We start from the raw sequence: 24,261 nt of genomic DNA on the forward strand, positions 1-24,261 counted from the left end.
ATTATGTTAAATTATCATTTGTCATCTATTTAATTACAAGTCGTTATGATTAATCCGCTATGGCTGCAAACCTTTTGCACGCTGGTAGAAGTCCAACATTTCACTCAGACGGCACAGCGTTTACATATGACCCAGCCGGGAGTGAGTCAGCATATCCATAAGCTGGAGCAGCAGCTAGGGCATAAGCTGGTGCAGCGACAGGGTAAAAGCTTCCGCTTGACTCATCAGGGGGAACGCTTGTATCAGCGTGGCCGACAGCTGTTGTCGCAGTGGCAGCAGCTAGAACAACAAGTGTGTGAGGACCGCTATGATCAAGGCTTAGTACGCATCGTGTCGCCGGGCAGTGTCGGCTTAAAGCTTTACCCTCAGTGTTTAAAGCTACAGCAACAGCACCCTGGGCTTATTATTGATTATCGTTTTGCCCCCAATGGCAGCGTTGAAAGGGCCTTGGCAGACGGGGATGCGGATATTGGTTTGCTGACGCAAGAAACACGGCACCCTGATCTACTCTGTGAAGCGCTGGCGCAGGAGCCATTACTCTTGCTCACCGCCGACAGTGAAGGGGATATCAGCTGGCAGCGACTGATGCAATTAGGTTTTATAGATCACCCCGATGGTGCGTATCAGGCCAGGCGGTTATTAAGCGCCAACTTTGTTGAGTTTGAGTCGGTATCTCAATTGAAGATTAGTGGCTTTTGCAATCAGATCGGCTTGATATTGCAGCCCGTCGCCCACGGCTTAGGTTTTACCGTCTTGCCTGCTACGGCTGTTGCACAGTTCTATGCGCAGCAAAACATTGCCGCTCACCAACTTAATCACTCTATTGCAGAGACAATATATCTTTCACAAAATAAAAGCTCAGTTAACGTCGCTAGAATTGAGTTTTTAATACAGTCAGTCAGAGCCTGCTTATCTGAGTAGTGACAGAACAAGACCGGTAAGTGGTGGGTAAATGGATTCTGTTTTTTATTTGCATAACAAGTGCCAGCAGTCTTTATACTCCTGGCACTCATCATCAGCTCTGTTTATTGCGCAGCAGGCGTAAACGACTGAGTTGAATACTCATCCGCCAATGGTTTGCCCAACGTTCCCTGTTGACGTACGTAGTCAACAAAGGATTGGGCGTAATCTAAGAAGGTATCCTCTACCCGACCATTTTGACTAACTTCGCCAAAGGTAACGTAACCGTCGCGGCCACTGGCGGTAAAGCTGTTGCTAACAACGATCACAGTTTCGTTATCCTCAAGAGTGCGCCAGCTGTCACTGCCACGTGTTTTGACTTCAATGTCGTACAAACGCTCGCCAGCCTGGCGGTTCATATCTACGTGCCAGCGTAAGCCTGCGGCATAAGGATAACCACCACTGGAGCCCTTAGGATCGTGAGCAAAGTCGACCGCTTGGTTTAACACGGTGCGTATTTCTGCCCCTGTCATGCTTAGGTTCACCAGGGTGTTGGAAAAAGGTAATAAGGTATACGCATCGCCAATTGTGATATTGCCTTTTGCGACGTCGACTCGCACTCCGCCGGCATTTTGAATAGCAACATCAGCGGTTTTGCTTTGATAGAGAAACGCCTGTGCAACCAGATTGGCGATATCACCACCGCGTTGAGCCGTTGAGCTGGCAGGGCAGTCTGGTAATGAACTGCGTCCCTGGCCCGGAATACGCTCCAGACAAAGATTGTCTGTGGCGCTGCCTATGACTTCATTGCGGAAAGTATCCAGTTGCGACTGATAATATGCCAGGCGGTTGGCAACAGCTTCATCTGCTGCGGTTAAGCTGAGTTGAGGGTCAGCGGCAATGGCGGCTTCAATGGCGGCGAGTTCTGTGCCTGTGGGCTGATAGTCTGTATCGCTATCATCCTGGCGTACGATGGGCTGATCCAATAGCAAATGGGGGGTGCCGTTGCAGTCAATCACCTTGCCATCTTTATCAAAGTTGATGCTCAGCTCACCGACGATATGAGAATATTGCCAGGCTTGCACAACACAAGCAGGATCGCCGTCGGCATTGCTCACTTGAGTTGGATACTCCCCGGCGGGTGTCAAACCATATGCAGAAAAATCACCGAGTAAGGTATGTGAATCACCACCGACGATCACATCAACACCACGAAGATTTTTCGCCAGATTAACCTCGTTGGCGTATTGGTAATGGCTTAGAACAATAATTTTATTAATGCCTTGCTCTTTCAGCTCATCGATCACGGCTTGTGCGGTTTCTTGCTCATCAAAGAACTCGGTGGTTGCCAGCGGGCTGGAGCTGCCTTTGGTTTTATTGGCAATATCAATACCGATAATACCGACTTTTTGATTGTTGACCTCTTTAATAACATACGGCTGAATATAGTCATCAGCCTGTTCTGGAGCCAGTGGTGTACCGATGGCAGGCTTCACGTTGGCTGCCAGAACAGGCGTGTTGCAGTTACCCTCATTTAAGGCATCCAGGAAGTACTTCAGCCCTTCATCACCACGGTCAAACTCATGGTTACCCAATGCAAAGGCATCAAAGCACACCATATTCATCAAATCAGCATCAGCTGTGCCTTCAAATGACGAGAAATACAGGGTACCGGTAATGGCGTCACCGGCATGCAATGTCAATACATTGTCCAAGTTTTGCTTACGCTCGGTTATTTTGGCCGCCACTCTGGCAAAACCACCAATGGTGAACTCAGTCTCTTTACCGGCAATGGTCAGGGTTTGAGTTTCTTGCTCTAAGTGAGAATGGTGGTCGTTAATATGCAGGATATTCAGTGTCAGCGGCTCATTTTGGGCCGTGCTTGAACTATCGTTATCATCCGATCCACAACCGGTTGCGGCTATCATGGATGACAGTAATAGGTAGTGAGGCAATCGTGTCGACTTGAAAGGCAGCATGTTGATTCCTTGCTATTAGATAGGTCGCGGATTGTATCTTGTGTTTTTTTTATGACAATCCATGGATGCCTCGGCATGGCTAATTCATCGCTTCTATCACCTATTGCCCGATCTTATTGGTTGCTGTTTGATCTTATTTGATGATAAAGGATGGATTATGATTGGCGGCGCTTGAACGTCGTTGTTTGTCTTATCTCATGTTGATTTGTGGTCTTTTCTAACTTTGCTTTATCAGCTCAATTGATGGCCTTGAGTCGCCGATCATGTGATTTTGAAAAGTCCCACATTATTGGAAAAATAGTAAGCAAAGGTGTCAATTGCCTTGCTCAAGAAAGAACTGACTTGCAGTAGCAACGAGCGATATAGTGTTAACATTTCCTAGCCTTTAGTGTGTGACTGGATAGGCTAATCACTACAGAGGGGCCGATTGATAAACTCAATGCATAGTTCAGGATGTATGGTCACTGCGCTTAAGCCGCAGTTTTGATGGGGAAAGCGCACAATGCAACTGGGTTGGATTATTCGGTTTAGCAAGGCCCTTATGGTATGGCCGTGGGAAACCAATAGCAGACGTTTGTTTGATTGGCTGTGAAGGGATTTGATTACCCCATCAATGCGGGCAATAAACTCTTCCGGACGCTCGTCAACGGCTGGCATAGCGTCAAACCCAAATCGGCTCTCGGCGGCAGGAATGGTGGCATCAAGCAGTAGCTGACCTTCGGCTAGAGCGGGAATGACTTGTGCCTTGATCTCAGAATCCGACAGAAAGGGATAAATAGTTTGCTCAGCTCTGAGAAATGGCGAGCACCATACAGCATCCAAACTTAGCGCTTTCAATGCCGGAACAATGTGCTGGGCTTGAAGCTGACCGAATGGAGATAAAGGGCTGTCGGGAGCTAGACTCGTATCTTGATTAGCATTGGCTTGGCTTTGTGCGTGGCGTAACAGATATATTTTAGTCATCAATGATCATCGCTGTGTTTGTTCTTAAGATTTTCTAATGATAAATCTGCACCATCGATTAACGTAAAGTAACCTTCTTTTTGGGATAGCTTTAGATCGATCCAAATTCGGATTTTATCTAGATCGCGTGGATATTGCTTGATTTTAGGCACCACTCGTATGGCAACATCTTTTGCTTTATGTGTGCTTAAATAGTCTTGCAGACGTTTAAAGTCCAACAATGAAACATCGGCCAGTGCTAACGTATATCGGGTGACGGCAGCATCGTCATGGAACAAGCCAATGTCTTTGTAAGTTTTAACAACCTCGAGGCCTTTAAGTGAAAAGCGTCCGCTATGGTGATCGTTGTCTGATCCGATATCGACACCGAGCCAGCTGTTGTCGATATTTAACTCGAGCCCTTGTGGAATGGTTATTTGAACTTCTAGTTCACTGGCATTGAGTGCATTAAAATCCTGCCAATCGAAAGTACTCATCTTGGCAATCGTAGACAGTGGTACCGAGGTACAACCGGTTGACACTACGAGTGTTGCTGCGAGAATCAGCGCCAATAATTTGTTCACGGTTTATGCTCTTTCTTATCTGCTGCCAGCAAGGATTCTGTCAGCAGCTCTGCTTCTTTGTCCAGCATTATGCCGAAGTTATATAGCCTATTTTTCCTTGCCGGTGGTTTGCCCGAATTGATAGCAACTGAGGTATACTGCGACGCCTTATCTTGACACGAAAACATGCTTACATAGCCGCTTGAATAAGGAACCCCGCATGATTGTGCCCCGTTATTGGTCTGAAGCGAAAAAAACGACTCGTATAGCCAGACGGCAAATCACTATTCGACGGGCAGGCTGGTCTGATAATAGCGAAGAGGAAGCCAAACAACATGCCGAGCAGCGCTTGTCTGCTGCGTTGGAAGCGCTGTCGAATACTGGTTCAGTACGTAAAACCGATCGGAAAACGGCCTATAACGGTGCAGAAGGTTTGCCTATTCGTGAGGAAGTGATATCCAAAAACGATGATCTGGTGATATCAAGGAACTCATATGGCGCCTTATGTTTAAATACCCCCGATGTATTTTTTGCCGATATTGATTTCCAGAGCGACGATGGCAAATGCTCTTCTGCTAACCCGAAGCGGCTTGAAGGTGGTCAACTTTTACTAGTAGTTATTGGTGTTGGTGCATTCTCCTTTGGGCTGGCTCCTACTATGCCTCTTCCGTTACTGTCTTTGGCTTTTTTCTTATGTTTGGCCATAGTGGGTGGCGCTTGGGTCGCTGCTAACCGACGTAGTGAAAAACGTCCTGCCAATGGTGGGACGCAACGGTCGCAGCAAAGCGAAGGTCTTGCTCAGCATCAATCCGACTCGTATTTGCAGGCCTATCGTGCCTGTGCTGGATATTCTGCAGGTTATGCCGAGGATGAACAGCAGTGTTTATTACACATTGAGGAATTTTCTCAGCGCCATCCGGAATTGCATTTGCGCATTTATCGTACGCCAATGGGGTATCGGGTGCTGTGTATGAATGAGCTGTTTGACCCAACCAGCGAACGCACACTGCAATTATTGCAGGAGCTGGAATCCGACTCTCTGTATGTACAGATGTGTCGTAATCAGCGCTGCTTTCGTGCCCGTATCAGCCCTAAACCTTGGCGTATTAATATCGACCGACTGCGTCCCCGACCTGGTGTTTGGCCGGTAAAGCCAGAACATGTGGAACAGCGCCAGGCCTGGGTTAGTGAATATGATGACAAGGCATCCGCTTACGCCTCTTGTCACTTTGTATGCCAGCTTGGCAGCAATGAGATTGATCCTAAGGCCGATAAGGTTCGACGTTTACACGATGATTATTGCCAGGCGTTGAATACGGAACTTCCATTGGCCTGAGCTAAATCCTGTTAGCACTGTTCGGTTCTTAACAGCGTGATCGAAGGCGTTATAACTTGTCGTGCCAGTATTGATCAGCGACCTGGCGCGATTCTCGTGGAAACCACGGATTATTGATGATGATTTTTTTGCGTTGTTTCAGGTTGGCGCGCTCAAGTGCACTCTTAACCAAGGGGTGTGAATAAAAAAACTCTAAATAGCTACCGTCCTGATAGCTGTTTATAAAGGCGTCGGATATCAACTGCGCCAGCTGATCGTTGTCTGGGTGTACAAAGAAGTACATGGCAGAGGGGTAGCTGGTGAGCAGCCCTGGGTGTACTACCAACTTTTGAAGTTCAGGCCGATCTTGCAGTTCGCCATACACTTCCAATATTCCCCGTGAAAAGTAGCCCGGATGGCCGGAATTGATGATGGCAAAGATATCGTCGTAAGATTTTTCATACACCAGCATGCCATTATCACGGAACATATTAACTTCGGTCCAGCCAAAGCCGAGCAAAGCCGGCTGTTTCGCCAACTGATCAAAGCTGGAGATCTGGTTGTAGTGGGCTAACTGACCTTTATTGATAATTAATACGCGATAACCAATCAGGCCTCTAGAGATAGGATAACGCAGCGGTTTAAGGGTCGATTCCAGCTCAGCGGAGGTCCCTGCATACATGATGTCGATTTCTTTGTTTAACACCATGGCCACTTTGCGTTTTTGGGTAGAAGGGGGGTGATCGGTGTGCACGATTTGCACCTCTTTCCCCGACTTGTTGAGCAGCCACACTAGCGCGTCCATATAGATATTGCTCTGGCGGCTGTCGCTGACTCTAACCTGCAGTTCGGCATTTACCTGGCTCGAGAGTAGTAGTATGCAGATAAGGCAAATTTTTAGCGGCATCTCGACTCCCGTTTGACAGAACGCAGATGGTGCAGCGGGTGACTACTAGTCAGGTTAGAGCATCTGTATTCATAGTGGTGCACAGTGTCAGCAATGGACTGATGATACGACAGTCATCCCTGCACCATATGCGTTATGGTATGGGCTCTTTTTACAGGAGGTATCTCAATGAAAGTCGCTAACCAGGCCCTTTGCCTATTGCTGGCTGTGATGACAGGTTGTACAGATTCAGATGGGCAACAGCCGAAAAATGCCAACACAGCAAACACTCAATTATCCAACGAGCCACCCACAGCGGGTCATTGTGCCGGTTGGCGGCGTAGCTTGGCAAAAGGCAGCCAGCATTATGAGGTTGAAAGTTGCTTGTATGAGAAGGCGCTGCAAGATAGAGCGAGTGCCGTGAAAGAAGCTATTGAAATGAGTGACTGGGATATCGCATCTTCGCCATGGTCGGAACTGAAGCCCCTTATTGCGACCTTAACGCAGTTCCCTGAACAAGGCAGCCTGGAAGCAAAACTCAGGCAAATGGACTTGCTACCTAATCCTCCAGGGGAGTATGCAGACTTGGAGCGAGCTATCACCGCCAGCGACTACCTGCGTTACATGGGAAACGTGTATTGGTTTGACGTGGAAACCGGAGTTTACCCCAATAACCACGACTACCTGTTAAGCAATATTGCAGCCAATAGCGACTTGTCGGATGTCGAATTCACTGAGGTGGCACCAGGTCTGGATGCAGATAACAGCGTGCCGTATCAACTGATGGCGACGGTTGCAGGGGAAACCTATCATCGCCAAGCCAAAAATTACGGCGACTGGTACGACCTCGACGCGGTACTTGCATTGCTGAACCAGATTGCGAGGGATAGAGACAGTCAGCAGAGATTTGTGACCCTACCAACAGGAGACCAAACAGCCATTGTGTGGGTGGTTGATGCGAATGCTCTTGAGGTGTTGCAAAGCCAAGGATTGCTAAAAGTAAGTTCTGCTGAGCTATCTAGGGTGACGGGCAAGGAGTTTGAGCAGCAGGTGATAGATACGTTAGGAGTGTCAGAGCACTAACTTAGCTGCAATAGCGAATGCCGATATAAGCGGTTGGCTCAGGGTACTCTGGGCCTTGTTATTGAACCTGTCTAACACGACGAGTGTACTCTTAATGTGATTATGGGGCAGCAATCACTGGCTGTATGCGATGTGGCTATAGCCGTCGGGGAGTTTTGACAGGAGCCTCGCCGCCCTTGTGTGCAGAGTTTATCTATTCTGACAATAGCGGAGGAGGACACAGTTAGATGAAGGCACCATTGATCTTGGTACTAATGATGATCTCTAGCCATCTGGTTGCTCTTCAGGTCAGGGTTAGCGATAGCCGCCAGAGCAATATCTATATGGATGCTCTGGTGTGGCTACTGGATAAGTCGGGTGTCGAATACAACTTGGTGTACACCGACCACCCAGTGTCTACCCAAAAGCGCAAAGTCGTAATGGTGCGCAATCAAGAAATCGATGTTTTATATGCTGGTTACACCCGAGAGTTGCATGAGCATCTTAAGCCAATTTCTGTTCCCATTACCCGTGGACTTATCGGTAAGCGTCTACTGATCATTAACCAGAAGTCACGCGCTTTATATCAAGATATTCGCTCGCTAGGCCAGCTGCGTAATCATAGTGCATTACTGGGCTTTGGCTGGCCCGAAGTTGAGCTATTTGCAGACAATGAGCTGCCCGTATACGAACGAATTTACGATGAGATTTTTTTATCTATCGATGCTGGAAATCCAGGATATTTCTCTCGAGGGGTACTAGAAATTTATGGCGAGCTAAGTGATCGACAGGCGTTAACTAATCTGGCTGTGCAGGAAACACTAGTGTTAAGTTATTCGTCTGCCGTATTATTCTTTGTCCATCCAAGCAATACTGAGTTGGAAAACGCGATTCAATTGGGCTTTGATAAAGGCTATCAGGATGGTAGCTATGAGAAATTCCTTTATAGTCACCCTTTGGTGGTTGACTCTCTGAAAAAAGCTCAAATAAATGAACGTCATCAAATCAGTATCGACAATCAAGATTACCAGGACTTCTACCAGTCTATTCCCGCTGTTTATTGGCATCGCTGAAGATTCCTGTGGTACCAAAAATAACCCTAGGGCCAACACGCATACCGTATTAGGCTAAGGCTACGTTTAAGATTTATTGTATCTCTTATTCACATCGTGAGTGACCTGCGCGACGACTTACCAGGCAGCGTTGAGCGCCTGGGCCAGCGCCAAGGATTCGCTGCTGGCTGATAAAAATTTGAATACTCTGTTCGAAGATAAGCGACTAGCCCATGGGTAGAGAAGTGTTTTATTATGCCTGCGCTCACTTTCTGAGCATTATTCTCAGGGCGGGGTGAAAGTCCCCACCGGCGGTATGCCCATGTTTTGGGTGAGCCCGCGAGCGCTCGTTAGTCGAGGTCAGCAGATCTGGTGAAAGGCCAGAGCCGACGGTGATAGTCCGGATGAGAGAGAATAGAATGACACTGGCCACAGGCCGGTGAAATTTCCATTGCTCGCAATTTGCCCTGATTCTGGTCTTTATTTGGAGTTATACCATGAATCAGTCTTCTTTATTGGCCGAGTTTGGCCAGCCAATACAACGTGTTGAGCGTGCCATAGCCGCTTTGCAATCAGGCCAAGGGGTCTTGTTGCTGGACGATGAAAACCGAGAAAATGAAGGTGATATTATTTATTCGGTTGAACATCTGACGAGCGAACAAATGGCTCTGATGATTCGCGAGTGCAGTGGCATTGTATGTTTGTGTTTAACCAATGAGCAGGCGGATCGTTTGCAATTGCCTCCCATGGTGGCGAATAACAACAGTGCCAATCAAACGGCTTTTACCGTGTCGATTGAGGCCAAAACGGGTGTAACCACCGGAGTGTCGGCGAAAGACAGAGTGGTGACGATTAAAACAGCGGCAGCAGAGAATGCAAAAGCGGATGATCTTGCCCGTCCCGGCCATGTATTTCCACTACGAGCGCGAACGGGCGGTGTGTTAACTCGTCGCGGCCATACCGAAGGCACCATCGATTTGATGCAAATAGCTGGCTTGCAGCCTGCTGGTGTTTTATGTGAGCTGACCAACCCGGATGGCAGTATGGCGAAAACAGCGCAGGTGGTCGACTTTGGCCGTGCGCATAATATGCCAGTGTTAACCATTGAAGATCTGGTGCAATATCGTCATAGCATGGAGCAAAAGCTGGCTTAAGTCGTTATTGTTAATTATCGACGGTGGGAGCCGGGGCAAGGTCCCGGCACTACTCGTTTATTTTGTCTTTATTGAGCTTGGCCAGCATTCAATACATTTGGAAAGGTAAAATGAAGCCAACTTTATATGCTTCCCGTATTGTCCTCAGGACTATTGAGAACACAGATAGCGATGATCTATTCGAGATTTATGCTGATGTTCACACGATGGAGTACGCCTCGGACCCTGTTTTTTCATCTAGGTCAATGATCATTCAAATGTTAGACAGTGTGGCAAGGTTGGAGCAATCGGGTGAATCGTTGGAATGGGCGATTGTCGAGCGAAGGACCAGCAAAGTAATCGGAACATGTGGTTTACATAGCTTTAGTGATGACGGCCAAACTTGTGAGGTAGGCTGTCTACTTAATTCATCCTACTGGCGACAAGGCTTTATGACAGAGGCTCTTGGCTTGTTATTCGCCTATGCTAAGTCGGTAGGCATTAATATTTTGTATACTGATATTGATGAGGGTAACGTTCGTTCCTTGGCTTTGTTTGAAAAACTGGGTTTCAAGCAGGGTAAGAAAGAGCTCATATAGGCATTCCAGAAAAAATCACAGAAAGTCTTGTAAGCCATTTGTTAACGTGTTGATGCAAGCAGTGCAATGAGGGTTGATAAAATATCAGAGCTGGCTCAATGCCGAGCCAGCCGTCACATTTAACGATTTAGTGCATTAGCGTTTTAGCCAAGCCTGGGTAAAACGCACGCCAAATCCTGTTTGCTCGGTGCCAACATGTGCTAAGCCACCTTTGTGATTGGCTGCCGATAAATCAATATGCAACCAGGGCGTATCGTGTTCAATAAAACGACTTAAAAAACGTGCGGCATTAATATGATCCGGTGCACGACCTGGATTACATTGCTGCACATCGGCGATATCGCTGTCGATGTCGTCGTCGTAGTCACTATCTAAGGGCATGGGCCAAACGCGCTCACCTGATGCTCGGCCGGTATCTATAAGGGCCTGAGTCCAGATATCTTGATTGGTAAAAGCACCTGAGGTGCGTGTGCCTAGGGCTGACACGCAAGTGCCGGTTAGAGTGGCGTAATCAATAACCTGTTGCGGTTTTTCACGACTCGCCAGAGTTAAGGTATCGGCCAATACCATACGACCTTCGGCGTCGGTATCGACAATTTCAATGCTGGTGCCATTGAGGGCGGTAACAATTTCATTGGCGTGGTAAGCCTTAGGGCCAATATGGTTATTGACCAGCGCCAGCCAGCCACGCAAGTTGATGGCTTGCTGCTGGCGTGCAGCGCTGAGCAGAGTGCCGACAACAACAGCGCTACCGGCCATGTCACCATGCATGCCAAACATATGGCCACCGGTTTTCAGGTTGTAGCCGCCAGTATCCATACACACGCCTTTGCCCACTAACGCAGTGTGTTCTTTGCTATCGGCTTGACCCTGGTAACGCAGCTCAACAATGCTGGCTTCACCATCGTCGGCACCACGGGCTACCGCACAAAAAGCGCCCGCCCCCATGTTTTCTAAGCTGGCGTAATCGTGCACGAGCACTTCGATGCCTTGTTTCGGTGCCCACTCTAACAGCCACTCTCGATAGCTGGTGGGATTAACGTCACTGACCGGGCGGGTTGCTAAAAAGCGTGTTAGAGCGTTGCCCTCGGCTTCAGCTTGGCGCTGTAAAATCAGTGTTTTATCAAGCTGACCCAGCAATTCAATGCGGGTAATTTGAACCTCGGGATCAGCCTCGCGTTTATGTGTGGGTAGCTGATATATATCTGCCAAAGCTGCACTCAGCAGAGCATCTAAGCCAGTGTTATCGTCGGCGATCAAGGTCAGGACTTTATCGCTGTGGTGCCAGCTATCTTTAATGGCTTTACGTGCCTGAGTCAGGCGTTCAAAGGTATTGTTGGCGTCTTTGCGTTTAACAAAGGTCCAACTGTGGCCATTGTTGAGGTGACTGCAGCGCTCGCGTTTGTTGCCTTGCAGGGCGGGCTGCTGGCTATCGGTGCGCCATTCTAAGACACAAGACTCAGGGTTGAACTGATCAACGCAAACCACATCAATGTGGCGATATTCGAAACTAAGCACGCTGGTATACCTACTGATGGTGAAAACCGCATTATCATACGATATTCACTGCCAACGTGCTTATCCGACTGCGACTACTCGCGGCCGGTGGAGAAGTACAGATCGTAAAAAGCTTTTTGTGCTTGTTGGAAGCACTGATCGACAGCTTGCTCGTCGCTATGCTTTTCACGACAACGCTGCTTATCCTTGTCTTGTCGTAACTTATAGATGCGCTCGGCGATTTCCGTATCCTGTTGCGCTTCATCTAGGCATTGTTCACGGATATCTTCGTTATCTTGCTGCTGCCGGCTGAGGCACTGCTGGTTGAGCTGGGCACTGTAGTCGTCTGTGTTGATGTAGGTTAGGCCACTACAGCCACCAAGCAGCAATAGCATGCTGGATAAAACGATGTATTTCATGGGACTCCGATGCACTCGTTGAACAACAGCTCACAGTGTATCGGAAGCCATGCTCAGGCACACCCTCTTGTAGGCAAGTGGCAGGTAAACCAGGCGAGCTGCCAACTTCCTGTGTCTTTAGCTCTGAAGATATACTTCGCAGGCTGATACTTCTGGCTCCCTTGTATTCGGATAATTCGTGAGTTGCCGTATAGCAAGGATGAAACCAGTGCCAATCAGGGATAACGACCAGTAAATAGAGGGAATATGAAGGCTACATTTTTCACGGTATTGCCATTACTTATAGCCATTACTGCCTGCGGTGGCGGTGGTTCAACATCAGAAGCGCCACAACCTCCGACGGTTCCGGATGTTGGCAATGAAGATAAAGGCACTGATGATAATGGCGGTATAAGCACAGGCACTGACAATTCGCAGGGCGGTGATAGTGACGATCAGAATCGTCAAGGGTATGAACTCGGCCAGTCTCGATTATCAGGAGAGTTTGACTTTTCAGACGCTGGTTCATTGAGCCTGCCATTTGTCATTCATGATTATAACGGTTGGTATGAGATTGCCTTTTCCAGTGATAGTGGATATAGCATCGTGCCCTTGTTTCGAACGACTACTTCTGAAAGCAGAACATCTGAAACTAATAGCACAGCGGTATCGTTGAACTATGTACCGATGGCGGAGTACTGTGGTGATTATCGGCTTGCTCTTGATTTGAAAGTTTATAGCCAGGGTAAGGAGTATCAGGAAAATATTCCGGTCAATTTCTCAATAACCAGTCATTCTCAGCTGTATTCCCTATCACCTAATGAGTTATATCAGTCTACGGCCAGTAATATTTTTTTGACTGGATGTTCTCTTGATAAGGTAGAGGCATCTCAGCTGGTATTTTTGCAGGGCGATACTGAAGTGGCCTTAAACCCGTCACAGTTGCAGATTATTTCTCCCTATCAGTTAGTGTTAAAAAATGTTGATCTGGGTCCGGGCCGGTGGAATCTAGTCCTAACGGAAGAAAACGGGATCTTAAGTAGCCAAAACCTGAATATATATAGTGATGAGCTCATAGGTTTTCCGGCAACCATGAGCTGGAAGGAGGATAACGACAATCAGGTTAAGCGCTTTGGTTGGAATAACGACCGCGGTGAGTTGCATCTGCTGATGGACGGAACCTTCTTTTTGGCTTCACCCTTTGCGGCGCAAAATATTCGTGCCATCTATCCGACGGGTGAAAGAACTGACTTATTTAATAATGTCAGTGATGTCGCGTCTAGGGTGACAAGTGAGGGCCGAACAACGGCTTATATGTTATCTAATGGGACTTTGTATTCTGTCCCCGTTGGTTTTATGGCGCCCACTGAAATACCACTGAATTTTGGCGAACTAAAGGTTAAACAGCCCAAATCTCTGACCCTGCTTGCTGATCAATCGTTACTGCTAACCGATAAGCAGTTGGGTGCGGTTTTGATTGACCTTAAACGTAACCATGCTGTGGTGTTATCTGATCTGAATAAGTTAAATGCCGCTAGGTTTGTAGCGATTGAAGGTGACAATAAGATACTGGCGATTAGCAAAAGTCAGATAAGTCTGTATAACATCAATACCCAAGAAGTAACAGCTAGCTACCAGTCCCTTGCAGACATTGATATTGAAAATGTCAAGTTGGCGCAGTCGGGCAAGCATATTGTGTTGTCGCAACAAGGTCAGTTTGAACTGCTGGATTTGAACCTGGATGAACTGTCCAGCTTTGAGCTTAACAGGTTTGATGTCGGCAACGACTACAGTGCTGACGTTAGCGCTGATGGACAATATCTGTATTTGGCTACAGAAGACCCTGTGTTTGATAAAAACACCCGGGTGTATCAGCTAGCTATGAATGAATTGACCTACTCTGGCATTGATATGCTGGCGGGTGATCCTGCCATGACATTGATTCCAGACATTGGCTCAGGTCGGCAGTTAGCCATTTCTAAAAGTGGTAAAACATTGGCGCTGGTAGGTGATAAGGGTCTGGAGATTTTTTATCAGTCACGTTTTTGATTATAAACGACTACAAGACTAGTTGTGTTACCTAACAACGCCATATTTAAATGGCGTTGTTAGGTTGGCTAAATCAGCTTACCATGCTGACCATAGTACCTCTCCTGACAGCTTGTACAATACGAAGTTACCATCATCTTGTACGCGTCCTGAGGCATTTCTGTTCGAATTACTCGCAGTCTGGCTGGACCACAGAGGGCGCCCTTGGTGGTAAACAACTAGATTGCCATCACCTTGTTGTAGCACGGCAAACGCTCCTGGGTTTCCATTGGTTTGTGAGCTCCAGCGTGCTTTTCCATGGCTATATAATACGAGATTACCATCCCCTTGCATAACTAGTTGAGTATTACCGTCCGGCGAGAAAATACGGTCATTAGCATACAAGCGATTATCAGGCACAAGTCCATTTGACTCTTTAAAGACACTCCGTGCTGGAGTGAAGGTTAGCTTCTGATTGCTAGCTCCGGTGATGCTAGTCAGAGAGTAGCCTTTTGAGGCTCCCTGGCTCGTAATTGCTTTACCATTGTATTTGGATACCACTCGATATGAGCCATCGCCATTGGCATGGATTTTCCATACCTGTTTGACTGAGCTTGAGTTGCAGGCTTCGGGAATGACTGAACTTCCATTTGTTGATAAGCATAAATCGGTGTCTGAGAACTTATTAGTCAGACGTGCTTTAAATGCATACTCATTATGGTTGCCCATATACTTTGATGCCCAGCCTGTAAGGCCTACTCCGACTCCACTGATTATGGAGTTTTCAGATCTTGGCATAATCTCATAGTAGGTGCCAAATTCCTTAATATGATATACGCCTTCCGGCATGGCAGCGCCAGAAGGTTGCTTCTGACGGTAGCGAGCTACGATATGAGCAATGTCATTGATAGCTCTGACTGAATCGGAGTGGTTCTCTACGCCACAGATATATTTGCTTGTTCCTTGACCACATTTCCCAAGCTGTGGATTAGAGAAGTAAGGTGATCGCTTACTGACGCTAAAGGCGCTAGGGTAGGCCATAATCGTCGCAAACTCATATTGCCTTCCATATCCTCTTCCATATGAAAAGAGAGAGCCTTCTTCGCCTTGCTTCTGTGAGTGTCCGAGCCCTAGGTTGTGACCAATTTCGTGTGCAAGAGTGTATCTATCACATTTGACTTCGTTAATGCTGAAGGCCTTACCCTGACCATTTGTAGCCTCTGGCAGATTAGCGACGCCGCAAATATTGCTCGTATCGTTAGTCTTTGTATCATAACCTACAAAAACGGGTACTAAGTCACCATAGTTCTGGTTGCGATAGTTTTGAACAACTTTCATTGATGGAAGGTTGCTGAGTAATGGCGATACATTAATTCGCTCATTATTGGAGTTTTTATATTTATTTTTCGCTAACTCACTGCACCAGCGTTCCCAGTTGTTTGACTTGTTGTATGATATTCCATCAGATATCCCAACGTCATTGAGGTAAAGAAAACTTTTTCGTGAGAATGAGACGTTGGCTCCGCTATTTGAGTAGTATAGGTTGGCGCTCCGAATGTATGCATCTATTTCTGATTTCAGACGTGATTCCAGTGCGGGCTTGGCGTCGTTGGAGTTAGATTGGTTGTCAACCAATCTCTTCAGGTTTGGAGACTTTTCCTGCATATAACAGATAGCAGAATCATCATATGCTACGGTTAGATCAATAGTTTCCTTGCATGACTCGCAAAATCCATATGAGAGACTTGAGCTAATTGCTAAGCCCGTTGCTATGATTTTTTTCATATATATCCTTAATGTACTTCATCCGGTTGGTTGAACCTTTTTCCAGGTTCGTAAATATACCCATCACTCATGTCTGTGTACGACTGATAAGTGTTTAATGAGTATTCTGTGCCATCAATAAAAAATGAAGCTAAGATGATGCCATTCTCTATTGAAAGGAAAAACTCCCCAATCTCTGTTGATTGTGGGTTTTCTAACGTACCGGTGTAAACTTTTCGGTTACTTTCTAGCGCTACGTCCATTACAGTTGCTGTTGTATTTGCTGGGAAATCTGATATTGGGATATCAAATTCATCATTTATTGACAGGTTTGAGAAAATAACATTATTTAATGAGATGAAATGGAAATCATCTGATCCGTCCATTAAGGTTTCATCTTTCGTGGCGGATCTTGTCACTATCTCTGATTTGTTATTCATTGAGCTGGTGCCAATGATTAACTGACTGTTGGTTTTTTCCTCGGATGCGAACTTATGTTCGATACTGGTTTTAGAATTACTATCGATTGTTTGTTTTGGGATGGTAACGTGCTGGCGATTTGTCAGAACAATAGTAGTAAACGCCAGTGCTACTAATGCTAGAGCTAAATACTTCTTCAATTTCAGTGCCTCCATTCACTGAATATTTTATCAATATGTGCTTTGGGTTATCAATATTTCTGTTGATGCTTTTTCATGATTTTGACAAATCGTGACCGAGATCGTGTTTTATCCTTCCACCACAAAACTTATCTGATCACTGCTACCGGCCTGATCACTAACGCTGATTTGATACTTGCCGGCATTGGGTACCGTTAATACCAGCTCAGCACCTCGCTGAGCGAGTAACCGTCCATTTAAAAACCAATACCAATCTGGTTGGCCGCCGACAGCGCGCAAGTGCACACTAGGCTGTTGTTGGGTACTGGCGTGGCGGCGAATAAGACTGCCATCGGCCAGGCCGGTGATGCGTACTGGCTCGGCCTGTAGCAAGGCTTGCTGGCGCTGGCAACGGCCATCGATGGGCGGGATACGTGTTTGTGTTTGCCAATCGGGTGGCAGCCAAGGCTGTAACGGTGCTGGCCATATTGGCACCGTTGCTGTGGTGGCTGGCAGCTCGCAGCCTAGCCCGAGACGTAAGCCGGTATCGTTAGCCAGTAACAGGATGCGCTCGCTGCGGCTGTCTTGGCTGTTGATGTCACGGGTGTGGTGCCAGCTGCGTGGTTGCTGCTGATCTATAAGCCAAGCGTCTAGGCGTTGATCACACAGCTCTGCTGGGCGCTGTTGACCGCTAGGCCAGCAGATTGTCTGTCGGCTTACGTTACTGGGTTTGTCATGCCAATGCTGCGGGCTGTGCGGCAATACACGTGCCGCGGCACGCAATAACGGCAGTGCCGTGGCGCTGCCATGGTGGCCTGCCATGTTGGCATTATCGGGCTGACCGACCCACACCCCCAGAGTGTGACTAACGCTAGAAGCGATGGCCCAGGTATCTTGCAGTCCCGAGCTGGTGCCGGTTTTCACCGCCAGTCCAGGTTGCTGGCGATCACGCAGTAGTTGTCGAGTAATCCAGGCACTGGCCGGTGACAGCAGGGGTCTTGGCTGGCCTAAATGGGGTTCGGCGTCGCTAAAGCGCAGCGGCAATAGCAGCCCGCCATTGCCCAGTGCACTGTATAACTGCACCAATTCTTCCAATGATGTGGCAACGCCGCCCAGCGCTAAGGCCAAGCTGGGGCCAGCCCCTGCAGGCAAGTGCAGATGGGTGCCCGCAGTGTGTAAGTCGGCATAAAAGGTCGCTGGACCTAGCTGCTCTAACACCTGTACGGCGGGAATATTCAATGAGCGCTGCAAAGCTTCGCGCACACTTACCGGGCCGCTAAAGCCATGTAAAAAATTTTCTGGGCGGTAGTCGCCAAACGGCAAGGGCACATCCATTAACAGGCTGTCACTGTGGATCAGGCCTTTGTCCATGGCCAAGGCATAAATAAAGGGCTTTAACGTCGAGCCGGGTGAGCGCAGTGCGGTGACCATATCGACGTGGCCAAAGCGGCGGTGGTCACTGAATTCGGCCGAGCCAACATAGGCTTTGACGGCACCGCTGCCATGTTCCACCACCAGCATGGCGACGGAGGCACCGGCGGGTAATCGTTGTCTGGCATCGGCGGCTAATGCCTGCAACGCGTGCTGCAGTTGCGGGTCTATAAAGGTTTGAATTCGCCCCTGCTGTGGATAACTCTGGCGTAGCCGACGCGCCAACAAGGGTGCCTGTTGGGGTGTCTCCACGGGCACCAGGCTTATGGGTTCTTGCAGCGCCTGCTGCAACTCACTGTCGCTGAGCAATTCAAACTTGGCTAAGCGCTTAAGTACCTTATTGCGCTGTTGCAAAGCCCGTTCAGGGTGGCGGCGCGGGTGATACCTGCTCGGTGCTTGCGGTAAGCCCGCCAAGAGTGCCGCTTGCGCCTTGGTGAGCCAGCGCGCGCTGTGACCAAAATAATGGCGGCTAGCGGTCTCTACCCCTTCAATGGGGCCGCCAAAGGGCGCGTGATTGAGGTAATAAGTCAGAATCTGTCGCTTACTGAAATGCCAATCGATCTGCAGGGCGCGCACCATTTGCAACAGCTTGCCCCACAGTCTGCCTTGCTGTGGATAGCGCAAACGTGCGACTTGCATGGTTAGGGTGGAGCCGCCAGAAATGATGTGGCCGTGGCGAACTAATTGCCCGGTCGCTCGTACTAGGGCCAGCGGGTTTACACCAGGGTGCTGGTAAAACCAGCGATCCTCATAGGTGAGCAGCGCCTGCAGGTAATGCTCTGACACCTGTTCGATATCAGTTGGATAGCGCCATACGCCGCCTTGGTCAGCGAAGCGGCGCAAGGGTTCACCATGATGGTCGACCACTAAAGTGGCGCCAGGACGCGGCTGCAGATCGACGGGCGCCAACCAATCGATAACAGCTAACAGCAGCACTGGGCTGGCGAATAATGCCAGCACCAGCGCAGCGCGCGTCCGCCAGCGCATCAGGGCGTGATCACCAGAGTTGGTAGGGTTTCACCAATGCCATGCTTGTAAGGGCGGTACATATCTTCGGCAAACGGCGTTGGCACCGCATAGCTACCGGGTGTGACGGCTCGGGCCAGATAATACAAACGTTGGCTGTCATAATCATTGATCGGCAGTGCGACCACAAAACGATCATCACGGAACTCCAGATGCTCGACACCGGCACGCTGGCGCCAGCCTTCAACGGGTTGATCAGCAATTATGAGTTTGCTGAGGTCAATGCTGGCATTGCCGAGATTCTGGTTTTCCAGCTCCAGCCCCGCAGGCAGCAAATCCACCACCAGTCCGTCGCGCACGTATTCGTCGGCATCCACCTCGAGCTCGATTAATAACAACTCGCCCGAAGTCAGTGTTGATGGCGTGACTGGCTGGCCATCGAGGTTGTAATAACGACGCTGAATACGGATGCCACGATTAGCAGGTTCAGGTGCGGTGGCTGGGTGCGCAATCATTTCCAGATTGAGATACAGGCGCTGATCTTGGCTGCTAACGCTTTGCAGGCGATCGAGCTGCTGTGCGTCTAACAAGCTTTGGAAGGCTCGGTCCTGATCGATGTTTTGCTGCATGTCACTGAGCTGGATCAGGCTGCGCAGTTGCTGGCCGCTGTTTTCATCTAACGCCAGTGAGGCACGGAACAGCGCATTGCGCTCTTGCGTGCTGAGCCAGCGGCGTTTTTGCACTTCATCAAACAAGGCCAATAACGGCGCCGCGGTATCTCTGCCGGCGGCTGCTAGCAGGGCAAAGGTCAACGCTTGGTCGCGCAGTGCACTGCCGTAATCGCCGTAATAACCCGCCTGGTAGCTGCTGTTGTTGGCACGCTCAAACAAGCTGATGGCCGCTTGGTTATCACCACTGAGTTGCAGAGCACGGCCCAAATGAGCCCAAGGCAGAGAGGATTTAACCTCTGTTGGCTGTGCCTCCATTTCCTGTTGCAAACGGCGCAGGTTGGCCAGTGATGCCTTGTTGGAGCGTGCTAACACTAAGCCGGCGTAGGCACGGGTAGCAAAACCATAGTGTTTATCACCTTGATAGGAATACAACGGCATCTCGCTGCGCAGATACTGTTGCAAACGCTTTTGCAAATCTTCCAACATGCCGCCTGGCAAGGTGGCGCCAGCATCGCGGGCGTCGGTGAGGAAGTCGGCGACATACGCACTGAGCCATTGGCGCTCTTCGCCATTGGCCCACAGGCTAAAGCCACCACTGCTGGTCTGACGTGGTTGCAGGCGCTTAATCGCACGTTCCAGTTGCTGGCGGCGTAGGCCATCGCTGTAGGGTTCGTTAAAGCGCTGTTCCAGTTTGGCGGTGAGCTCATAGCGCTGAGCCGCTGCCGGTGTGACCAGCGCCCAAGGATAACCACTGCTGGTCGATTGCTCGGTGCAACCGTAGGGATAACGTAACAGTGCATCAAAGTGGCCACGGGTGTCGATCGGTGGACGACTGTCGAGGGTCAACTGAGCCTGCACTGTGCTGGCGATCATGCCATCACTGTTGAGATCATTTTGCCAGCTCTGACCTTGCTCCAATACCGCCTGACGGCGTTCAGTCAGTGCCGGATAGGCGGCGCGGCTATGCAGTGTCCACTGTTGTTGCAGTTCTAGGGTTTGTCCGTCACTGCTGGCGGTCAAGCGCGCGCTGATATCAGCACGGCCCAAGGCTTGTGCTGCAATCGGGAAGGTCAGCACGTCGCGCTGCTCATCTGCCAGCGTCAACTGCTGGCTCCAGTTTTGTGGCTTTAACATGCCAGCGACACTGAACTCGATAGCAATGGTCTGCTCTTGGCCTGATAGATTGGCGACATCCAAACTGAGTTGTGAGCTATCCCCCAACGCCAAAAAGCGTGGTCTGGAGAGCTGCATCACCAGCGGATCGGCCACGGTGGTGTGTGCTTCGGCGCTGCCGACACTGTGTTCGTTCCAAGCCACCGCCATCAACCGCAAGCGGCCATTAAAGTCGGGAATGTCCAGCTCGATCTCAGTCTGGCCGCCGCGCAGGCGCACTGGCTGAGTTTGCCAGGCGATAATCTTCACTTCATTTTTTGGCTCTTCGCCGCCGCGTACCAGCTCGGCTTCGGATTGCACCAGTCCGCCACCAAAGCGCTGGGCGGCGTAGTCAAAGCCGGCATTTTCTATAATGCGATCGTAGACATCGAACAGCTGATAGTCATAGCGGCGGGGACCAAACAGGTAGGCCAGCGGATCTGGTGTGGCAAAGCGGGTAATGTTGAGCACACCCACATCGACGGCGGCCACACGCACCCACACATCGTCATGTTGATCGGCATTGGCCAAGTTAATGGTGACCTGAGTTTTTTGGCGCGGTGCGATCTTGTCTTTCACCTGCACACTCAGCTCAAGTCCGGCATCGCCGCGTCGTAATGGCAGATGGGCAAAACCAAAGGCGCGCTTCGGTGCTACCGAATGCTTCATATCGCCAGGCGTAAATACGGTGGCGGTGACATAAATATCGTGGCGCTTCCAGCTCTTCTGGGTAGGAATCTCAATGCGTTCGCCGCTGGCCTTCACCTGCCGTTGCGCGCGCCACAAAACGCCGTCATTGCTTTCGACGGTAATGTGGGCCAAGCCGTCAGTGGCGGGTGTCATTAACAAGGTAGCGCTGTCGCCTGGTTGATAGCTTTGCTGTTCAAAGGCCAGCTGCACCTGATCGGGCTTAAGACTGTCGCCCGAACTGCGCCAGCCACTCCAACGGGTGCGAAAGCGATAACGATTCACCAGTTGATTGTCGTCGTTGTAGATCTCGACGCGGTAATCACCGTATTCAACGGGCAGGGCGAAGTCGATGGGTGCCTCATCGTTAAAGCTTAGGTTCTGACTGTATTCAACGAACTCCAGCGGTTCATACTGCCAGCGCCAGCCCTCGGCATCTGAATAGCGCCAGTAGTAGTTACGATCTTCGCGAATTAACCGCAGTTGGTAATCGTCCGCGCTGTGCAACTCTCCGCTACGATCGGCCAAAATGGCTTTAAAACGCGCTTGGCTATGGTTGTCCGGACGCTGGTTAAATTGCGGCTCCAGGCCAACCAGTTCATCACTGCCCCAGTGGGTTACCGTGGCCTTACGGGTGATCGGGCGACCGCCGCTTTCGTAAACACTGACGTTGGCAATTAGCGCCAGTGGCGATCGTAGTTGCTGCCAGTGCTGCAGCGAAGCCATCAGCTGGGTTTTACCATTGGCATCTAAGGTGCCCGGCTGCAATGGCAAGCGGCGATTGGGGATGTTTTCACCTTCAAGGCCAAAGACAAAGCTGCTCCAATTGGCCAACGGTTTGCGATCAAGTTCGGCGAGGACAAAACCATCAACACGATTGCCCGACGCCGGTGCGCCGTACAAATAGCTGCTGCTCACGGGTATCGACAATTGATCGCCGTCATCGGCCATGCGCCGTGCGCTGTGGTCACCGTCGAATAGTGTCAGTGCTAAGCGTTCTGGTTGAAAGTCTTCCACCTTGATGTCGTAGCTGGCGAGAATATGGTCTGGCTTAGCACTGGTCGCCAGGGTAAGGGTCCAGGGCCCGGTTTTGGCGTTGTCACCGAGCTGATGACTCAGCACATAGTGGCCGCCATCCTCACGCTGTAACGTGGCTTTGGTAACACGGCTGCCGGTGGGGTCTATCAGTTGTGCTTGCAGTGGTAAAGCATCCACCGCCTGACCGTCAGCGTCACGCAATAACGCATTAAACTGCAGCTGCTCGCCGCGGCGATATAAATCGCGTGGTGACCAGACGAAAGCTTGCAACTCACTATGACGGCTGACGGCATTGTCGTAGGCTGATAAATCCAGCGACTGACGGTCGTAACGAAGTACCGTCATGTGCTCGCCACTGCGTGCGACTAGGGTGTGGCCTTTGTTGTGATAGGCGGCAAACACCGCTTCACCTTGCTCATCAACGCGCTGCTCGGCGATCAATTCGTTATTGCTGTAAAGCGATAGCGTGACGTCGCTCAGCACCTCTCCCGACTCAATCGAGTGGGTATTGACGCGCAGTTGCTGTTCGTTTTTTCGTACTTGTACGCCAATATCGCTGACGGTAAAAAAGTTGATTTGGTAATCGTCGTCGTACTGTCCGGCAATCTGCATGACGGCCAAGTAGGCACCGGGTTGTTGCAATGCATCGATATCGCTGAGGTCGATATTGCGGGTGGTGCGTTGATTGCGCTGGTGGTCGATATCAAAGCGACCGGCAAATACTTCGGGGTTATGTTTGGCGAAGTCATTGAGTCGATAACTGCGGCCGGTGCTTTGATTGCTCCAATAACTCCAGCGTGCCAGTTGTTCGTCGTTAAGACGGTGAATATGGATGTCGACGGCATCGACGTTCAGCGTCGATACCGGTAACGCCATACGCACTGCACTCGACAGTACATGGCCTCCACCGCTGAAAGATGCGCCAGGTTGTGTCTGGCGGGTGGTGATGGTGTGTTTGCCAGGGCGAATGACGCGCTTGTTATTTATGCCGGCCAGGCCCGGCTTAATGTCGACTTGATAGCGAGTAGCTGGCTCGACAAAGGGGTAAATGATCTTCAGGCCATCGTCGCTTAGCACCCAGTGATCGGCGGGCTGGCGTTGGTCTTGTTGCAACACCGTTAAAAAACGGCGCCAGTTGTTATCGGCATCGACTGGCACTGTGGTGCGAATCACCAGAGCGGCGCCGTTATTCCAGGTTTCTTCTTTCACTGAGCCGACGCTCATTTCCTGGTTACGATAGCGCTCGCGTTGGTACTGGTGATCGAGTGCTTGCTGGCGCTGTTGATACTGCTGCAGCAAGCAGTCGTCGGTTTGGCATTGATCGCGTTCTGTTAGCCATTGCCGCTGTTGTTGGCGCACAGCGTCAGCTTTTTCTGTGCTCGACAGCAGTTGTTGGTAGCGTTGTGCCAAGCGTTCATCCAGCAGTGATAAACGCGTATTGGCGCAGATTCGTTGTTCAATGGCATTGCCAGCTTGTTGGCAATCAAAACTGGCGGCCTGCACGGTGGCGGCAAATAGCCAGCACCACAGCAGTGGCAGTGAGCGAGTCATAACACAGTCCTTCGCAGCATAATTTTGCAGGGGGAGAGGCTGCGAATT

17 protein-coding genes and 1 riboswitch are annotated in these 24,261 nt (G+C 49.8%); of the genes, 7 read left to right on the forward strand and 10 right to left on the reverse strand.

Translation table 11 applies throughout. The features are described 5' to 3' along the window. Positions 1-45 precede the first annotated feature (45 nt). Positions 46-921: a LysR family transcriptional regulator gene (locus AC55FS_RS03250; RefSeq protein WP_496934633.1), complete on the forward strand. Its 876-nt coding sequence runs from the start codon at positions 46-48 to the stop codon at positions 919-921. A gap of 104 nt (positions 922-1,025) precedes the next feature. On the opposite strand, the gene nadN is transcribed toward AC55FS_RS03250, so the two are convergent. The 3 genes from nadN to AC55FS_RS03265 all read right to left on the reverse strand — a co-directional run bounded on the left by nadN (position 1,026) and on the right by AC55FS_RS03265 (position 4,405). After that, the gene (gene nadN, locus AC55FS_RS03255; protein WP_496934634.1) at positions 1,026-2,879 is read right to left on the reverse strand and encodes an NAD nucleotidase; all 1,854 of its coding nucleotides are present in this window, start codon (positions 2,877-2,879) and stop codon (positions 1,026-1,028) included. 405 nt (positions 2,880-3,284) lie between these two features. Continuing rightward, positions 3,285-3,842: a histidine phosphatase family protein gene (locus tag AC55FS_RS03260; protein ID WP_496934635.1), complete on the reverse strand. Its 558-nt coding sequence runs from the start codon at positions 3,840-3,842 to the stop codon at positions 3,285-3,287. Further along, a complete protein-coding gene (locus AC55FS_RS03265; RefSeq protein ID WP_496934636.1) occupies positions 3,842-4,405 on the reverse strand; it encodes a hypothetical protein in 564 nt (187 codons plus the stop codon). Before AC55FS_RS03265 ends, AC55FS_RS03260 begins: the two co-directional genes overlap by 1 nt. A 199-nt stretch (positions 4,406-4,604) precedes the next feature. Here AC55FS_RS03265 and AC55FS_RS03270 point away from each other — a divergent pair, with 199 nt between their 5' ends. After that, positions 4,605-5,720, forward strand: coding sequence for a hypothetical protein (locus AC55FS_RS03270; protein WP_496934637.1), 1,116 nt, complete (start codon positions 4,605-4,607; stop codon positions 5,718-5,720). Positions 5,721-5,769: 49 nt separating this feature from the next. Here AC55FS_RS03270 and AC55FS_RS03275 read toward each other — a convergent pair whose 3' ends face one another. Continuing rightward, on the reverse strand, positions 5,770-6,606 hold the full coding sequence (locus tag AC55FS_RS03275) for a hypothetical protein (protein WP_496934638.1): 837 nt from the start codon (positions 6,604-6,606) through the stop codon (positions 5,770-5,772). A 168-nt stretch (positions 6,607-6,774) separates the two neighbouring features. Between AC55FS_RS03275 and AC55FS_RS03280 the strand changes: the two genes are divergently transcribed. The 4 genes from AC55FS_RS03280 to AC55FS_RS03295 all read left to right on the forward strand — a co-directional run bounded on the left by AC55FS_RS03280 (position 6,775) and on the right by AC55FS_RS03295 (position 10,431). Then, entirely contained in the window at positions 6,775-7,668 is an 894-nt protein-coding gene (locus AC55FS_RS03280) for a hypothetical protein (RefSeq protein WP_496934639.1), read from the forward strand. A 227-nt stretch (positions 7,669-7,895) separates the two neighbouring features. Then, positions 7,896-8,720, forward strand: coding sequence for a hypothetical protein (locus tag AC55FS_RS03285; protein ID WP_496934640.1), 825 nt, complete (start codon positions 7,896-7,898; stop codon positions 8,718-8,720). 256 nt (positions 8,721-8,976) lie between these two features. Next, positions 8,977-9,119, forward strand: a riboswitch (FMN riboswitch). 77 nt (positions 9,120-9,196) lie between these two features. Then, positions 9,197-9,853: a 3,4-dihydroxy-2-butanone-4-phosphate synthase gene (ribB, locus tag AC55FS_RS03290; protein ID WP_496934641.1), complete on the forward strand. Its 657-nt coding sequence runs from the start codon at positions 9,197-9,199 to the stop codon at positions 9,851-9,853. Between the two features lie 110 nt (positions 9,854-9,963). Further along, positions 9,964-10,431: a GNAT family N-acetyltransferase gene (locus AC55FS_RS03295; RefSeq protein ID WP_496934642.1), complete on the forward strand. Its 468-nt coding sequence runs from the start codon at positions 9,964-9,966 to the stop codon at positions 10,429-10,431. Positions 10,432-10,566: 135 nt separating this feature from the next. On the opposite strand, the gene AC55FS_RS03300 is transcribed toward AC55FS_RS03295, so the two are convergent. Both AC55FS_RS03300 and AC55FS_RS03305 read right to left on the reverse strand, forming a co-directional pair. Next, entirely contained in the window at positions 10,567-11,949 is a 1,383-nt protein-coding gene (locus AC55FS_RS03300; RefSeq protein ID WP_496934643.1) for a M17 family metallopeptidase, read from the reverse strand. 74 nt (positions 11,950-12,023) lie between these two features. Further along, positions 12,024-12,347, reverse strand: a complete 324-nt coding sequence (locus tag AC55FS_RS03305) for a hypothetical protein (protein WP_496934644.1) — start codon at positions 12,345-12,347, stop codon at positions 12,024-12,026. A 246-nt stretch (positions 12,348-12,593) separates the two neighbouring features. Between AC55FS_RS03305 and AC55FS_RS03310 the strand changes: the two genes are divergently transcribed. Beyond that, a complete protein-coding gene (locus tag AC55FS_RS03310; protein ID WP_496934645.1) occupies positions 12,594-14,375 on the forward strand; it encodes a hypothetical protein in 1,782 nt (593 codons plus the stop codon). A gap of 78 nt (positions 14,376-14,453) precedes the next feature. Here AC55FS_RS03310 and AC55FS_RS03315 read toward each other — a convergent pair whose 3' ends face one another. The 4 genes from AC55FS_RS03315 to AC55FS_RS03330 form a co-directional block, all read right to left on the reverse strand. After that, positions 14,454-16,139 (reverse strand): M12 family metallo-peptidase, encoded by a 1,686-nt coding sequence (locus AC55FS_RS03315; protein WP_496934646.1) that lies wholly within the window; start codon positions 16,137-16,139, stop codon positions 14,454-14,456. An 8-nt stretch (positions 16,140-16,147) separates the two neighbouring features. Further along, positions 16,148-16,738: a hypothetical protein gene (locus tag AC55FS_RS03320; RefSeq protein ID WP_496934647.1), complete on the reverse strand. Its 591-nt coding sequence runs from the start codon at positions 16,736-16,738 to the stop codon at positions 16,148-16,150. A 108-nt stretch (positions 16,739-16,846) separates the two neighbouring features. Next, entirely contained in the window at positions 16,847-19,135 is a 2,289-nt protein-coding gene (gene pbpC / locus AC55FS_RS03325; protein ID WP_496934648.1) for a penicillin-binding protein 1C, read from the reverse strand. Beyond that, entirely contained in the window at positions 19,135-24,213 is a 5,079-nt protein-coding gene (locus AC55FS_RS03330) for an alpha-2-macroglobulin family protein (RefSeq protein ID WP_496934649.1), read from the reverse strand. Before AC55FS_RS03330 ends, pbpC begins: the two co-directional genes overlap by 1 nt. Positions 24,214-24,261 lie beyond the last annotated feature (48 nt).

Source organism: Bacterioplanes sp. CLAM21, assembly GCF_059641015.1.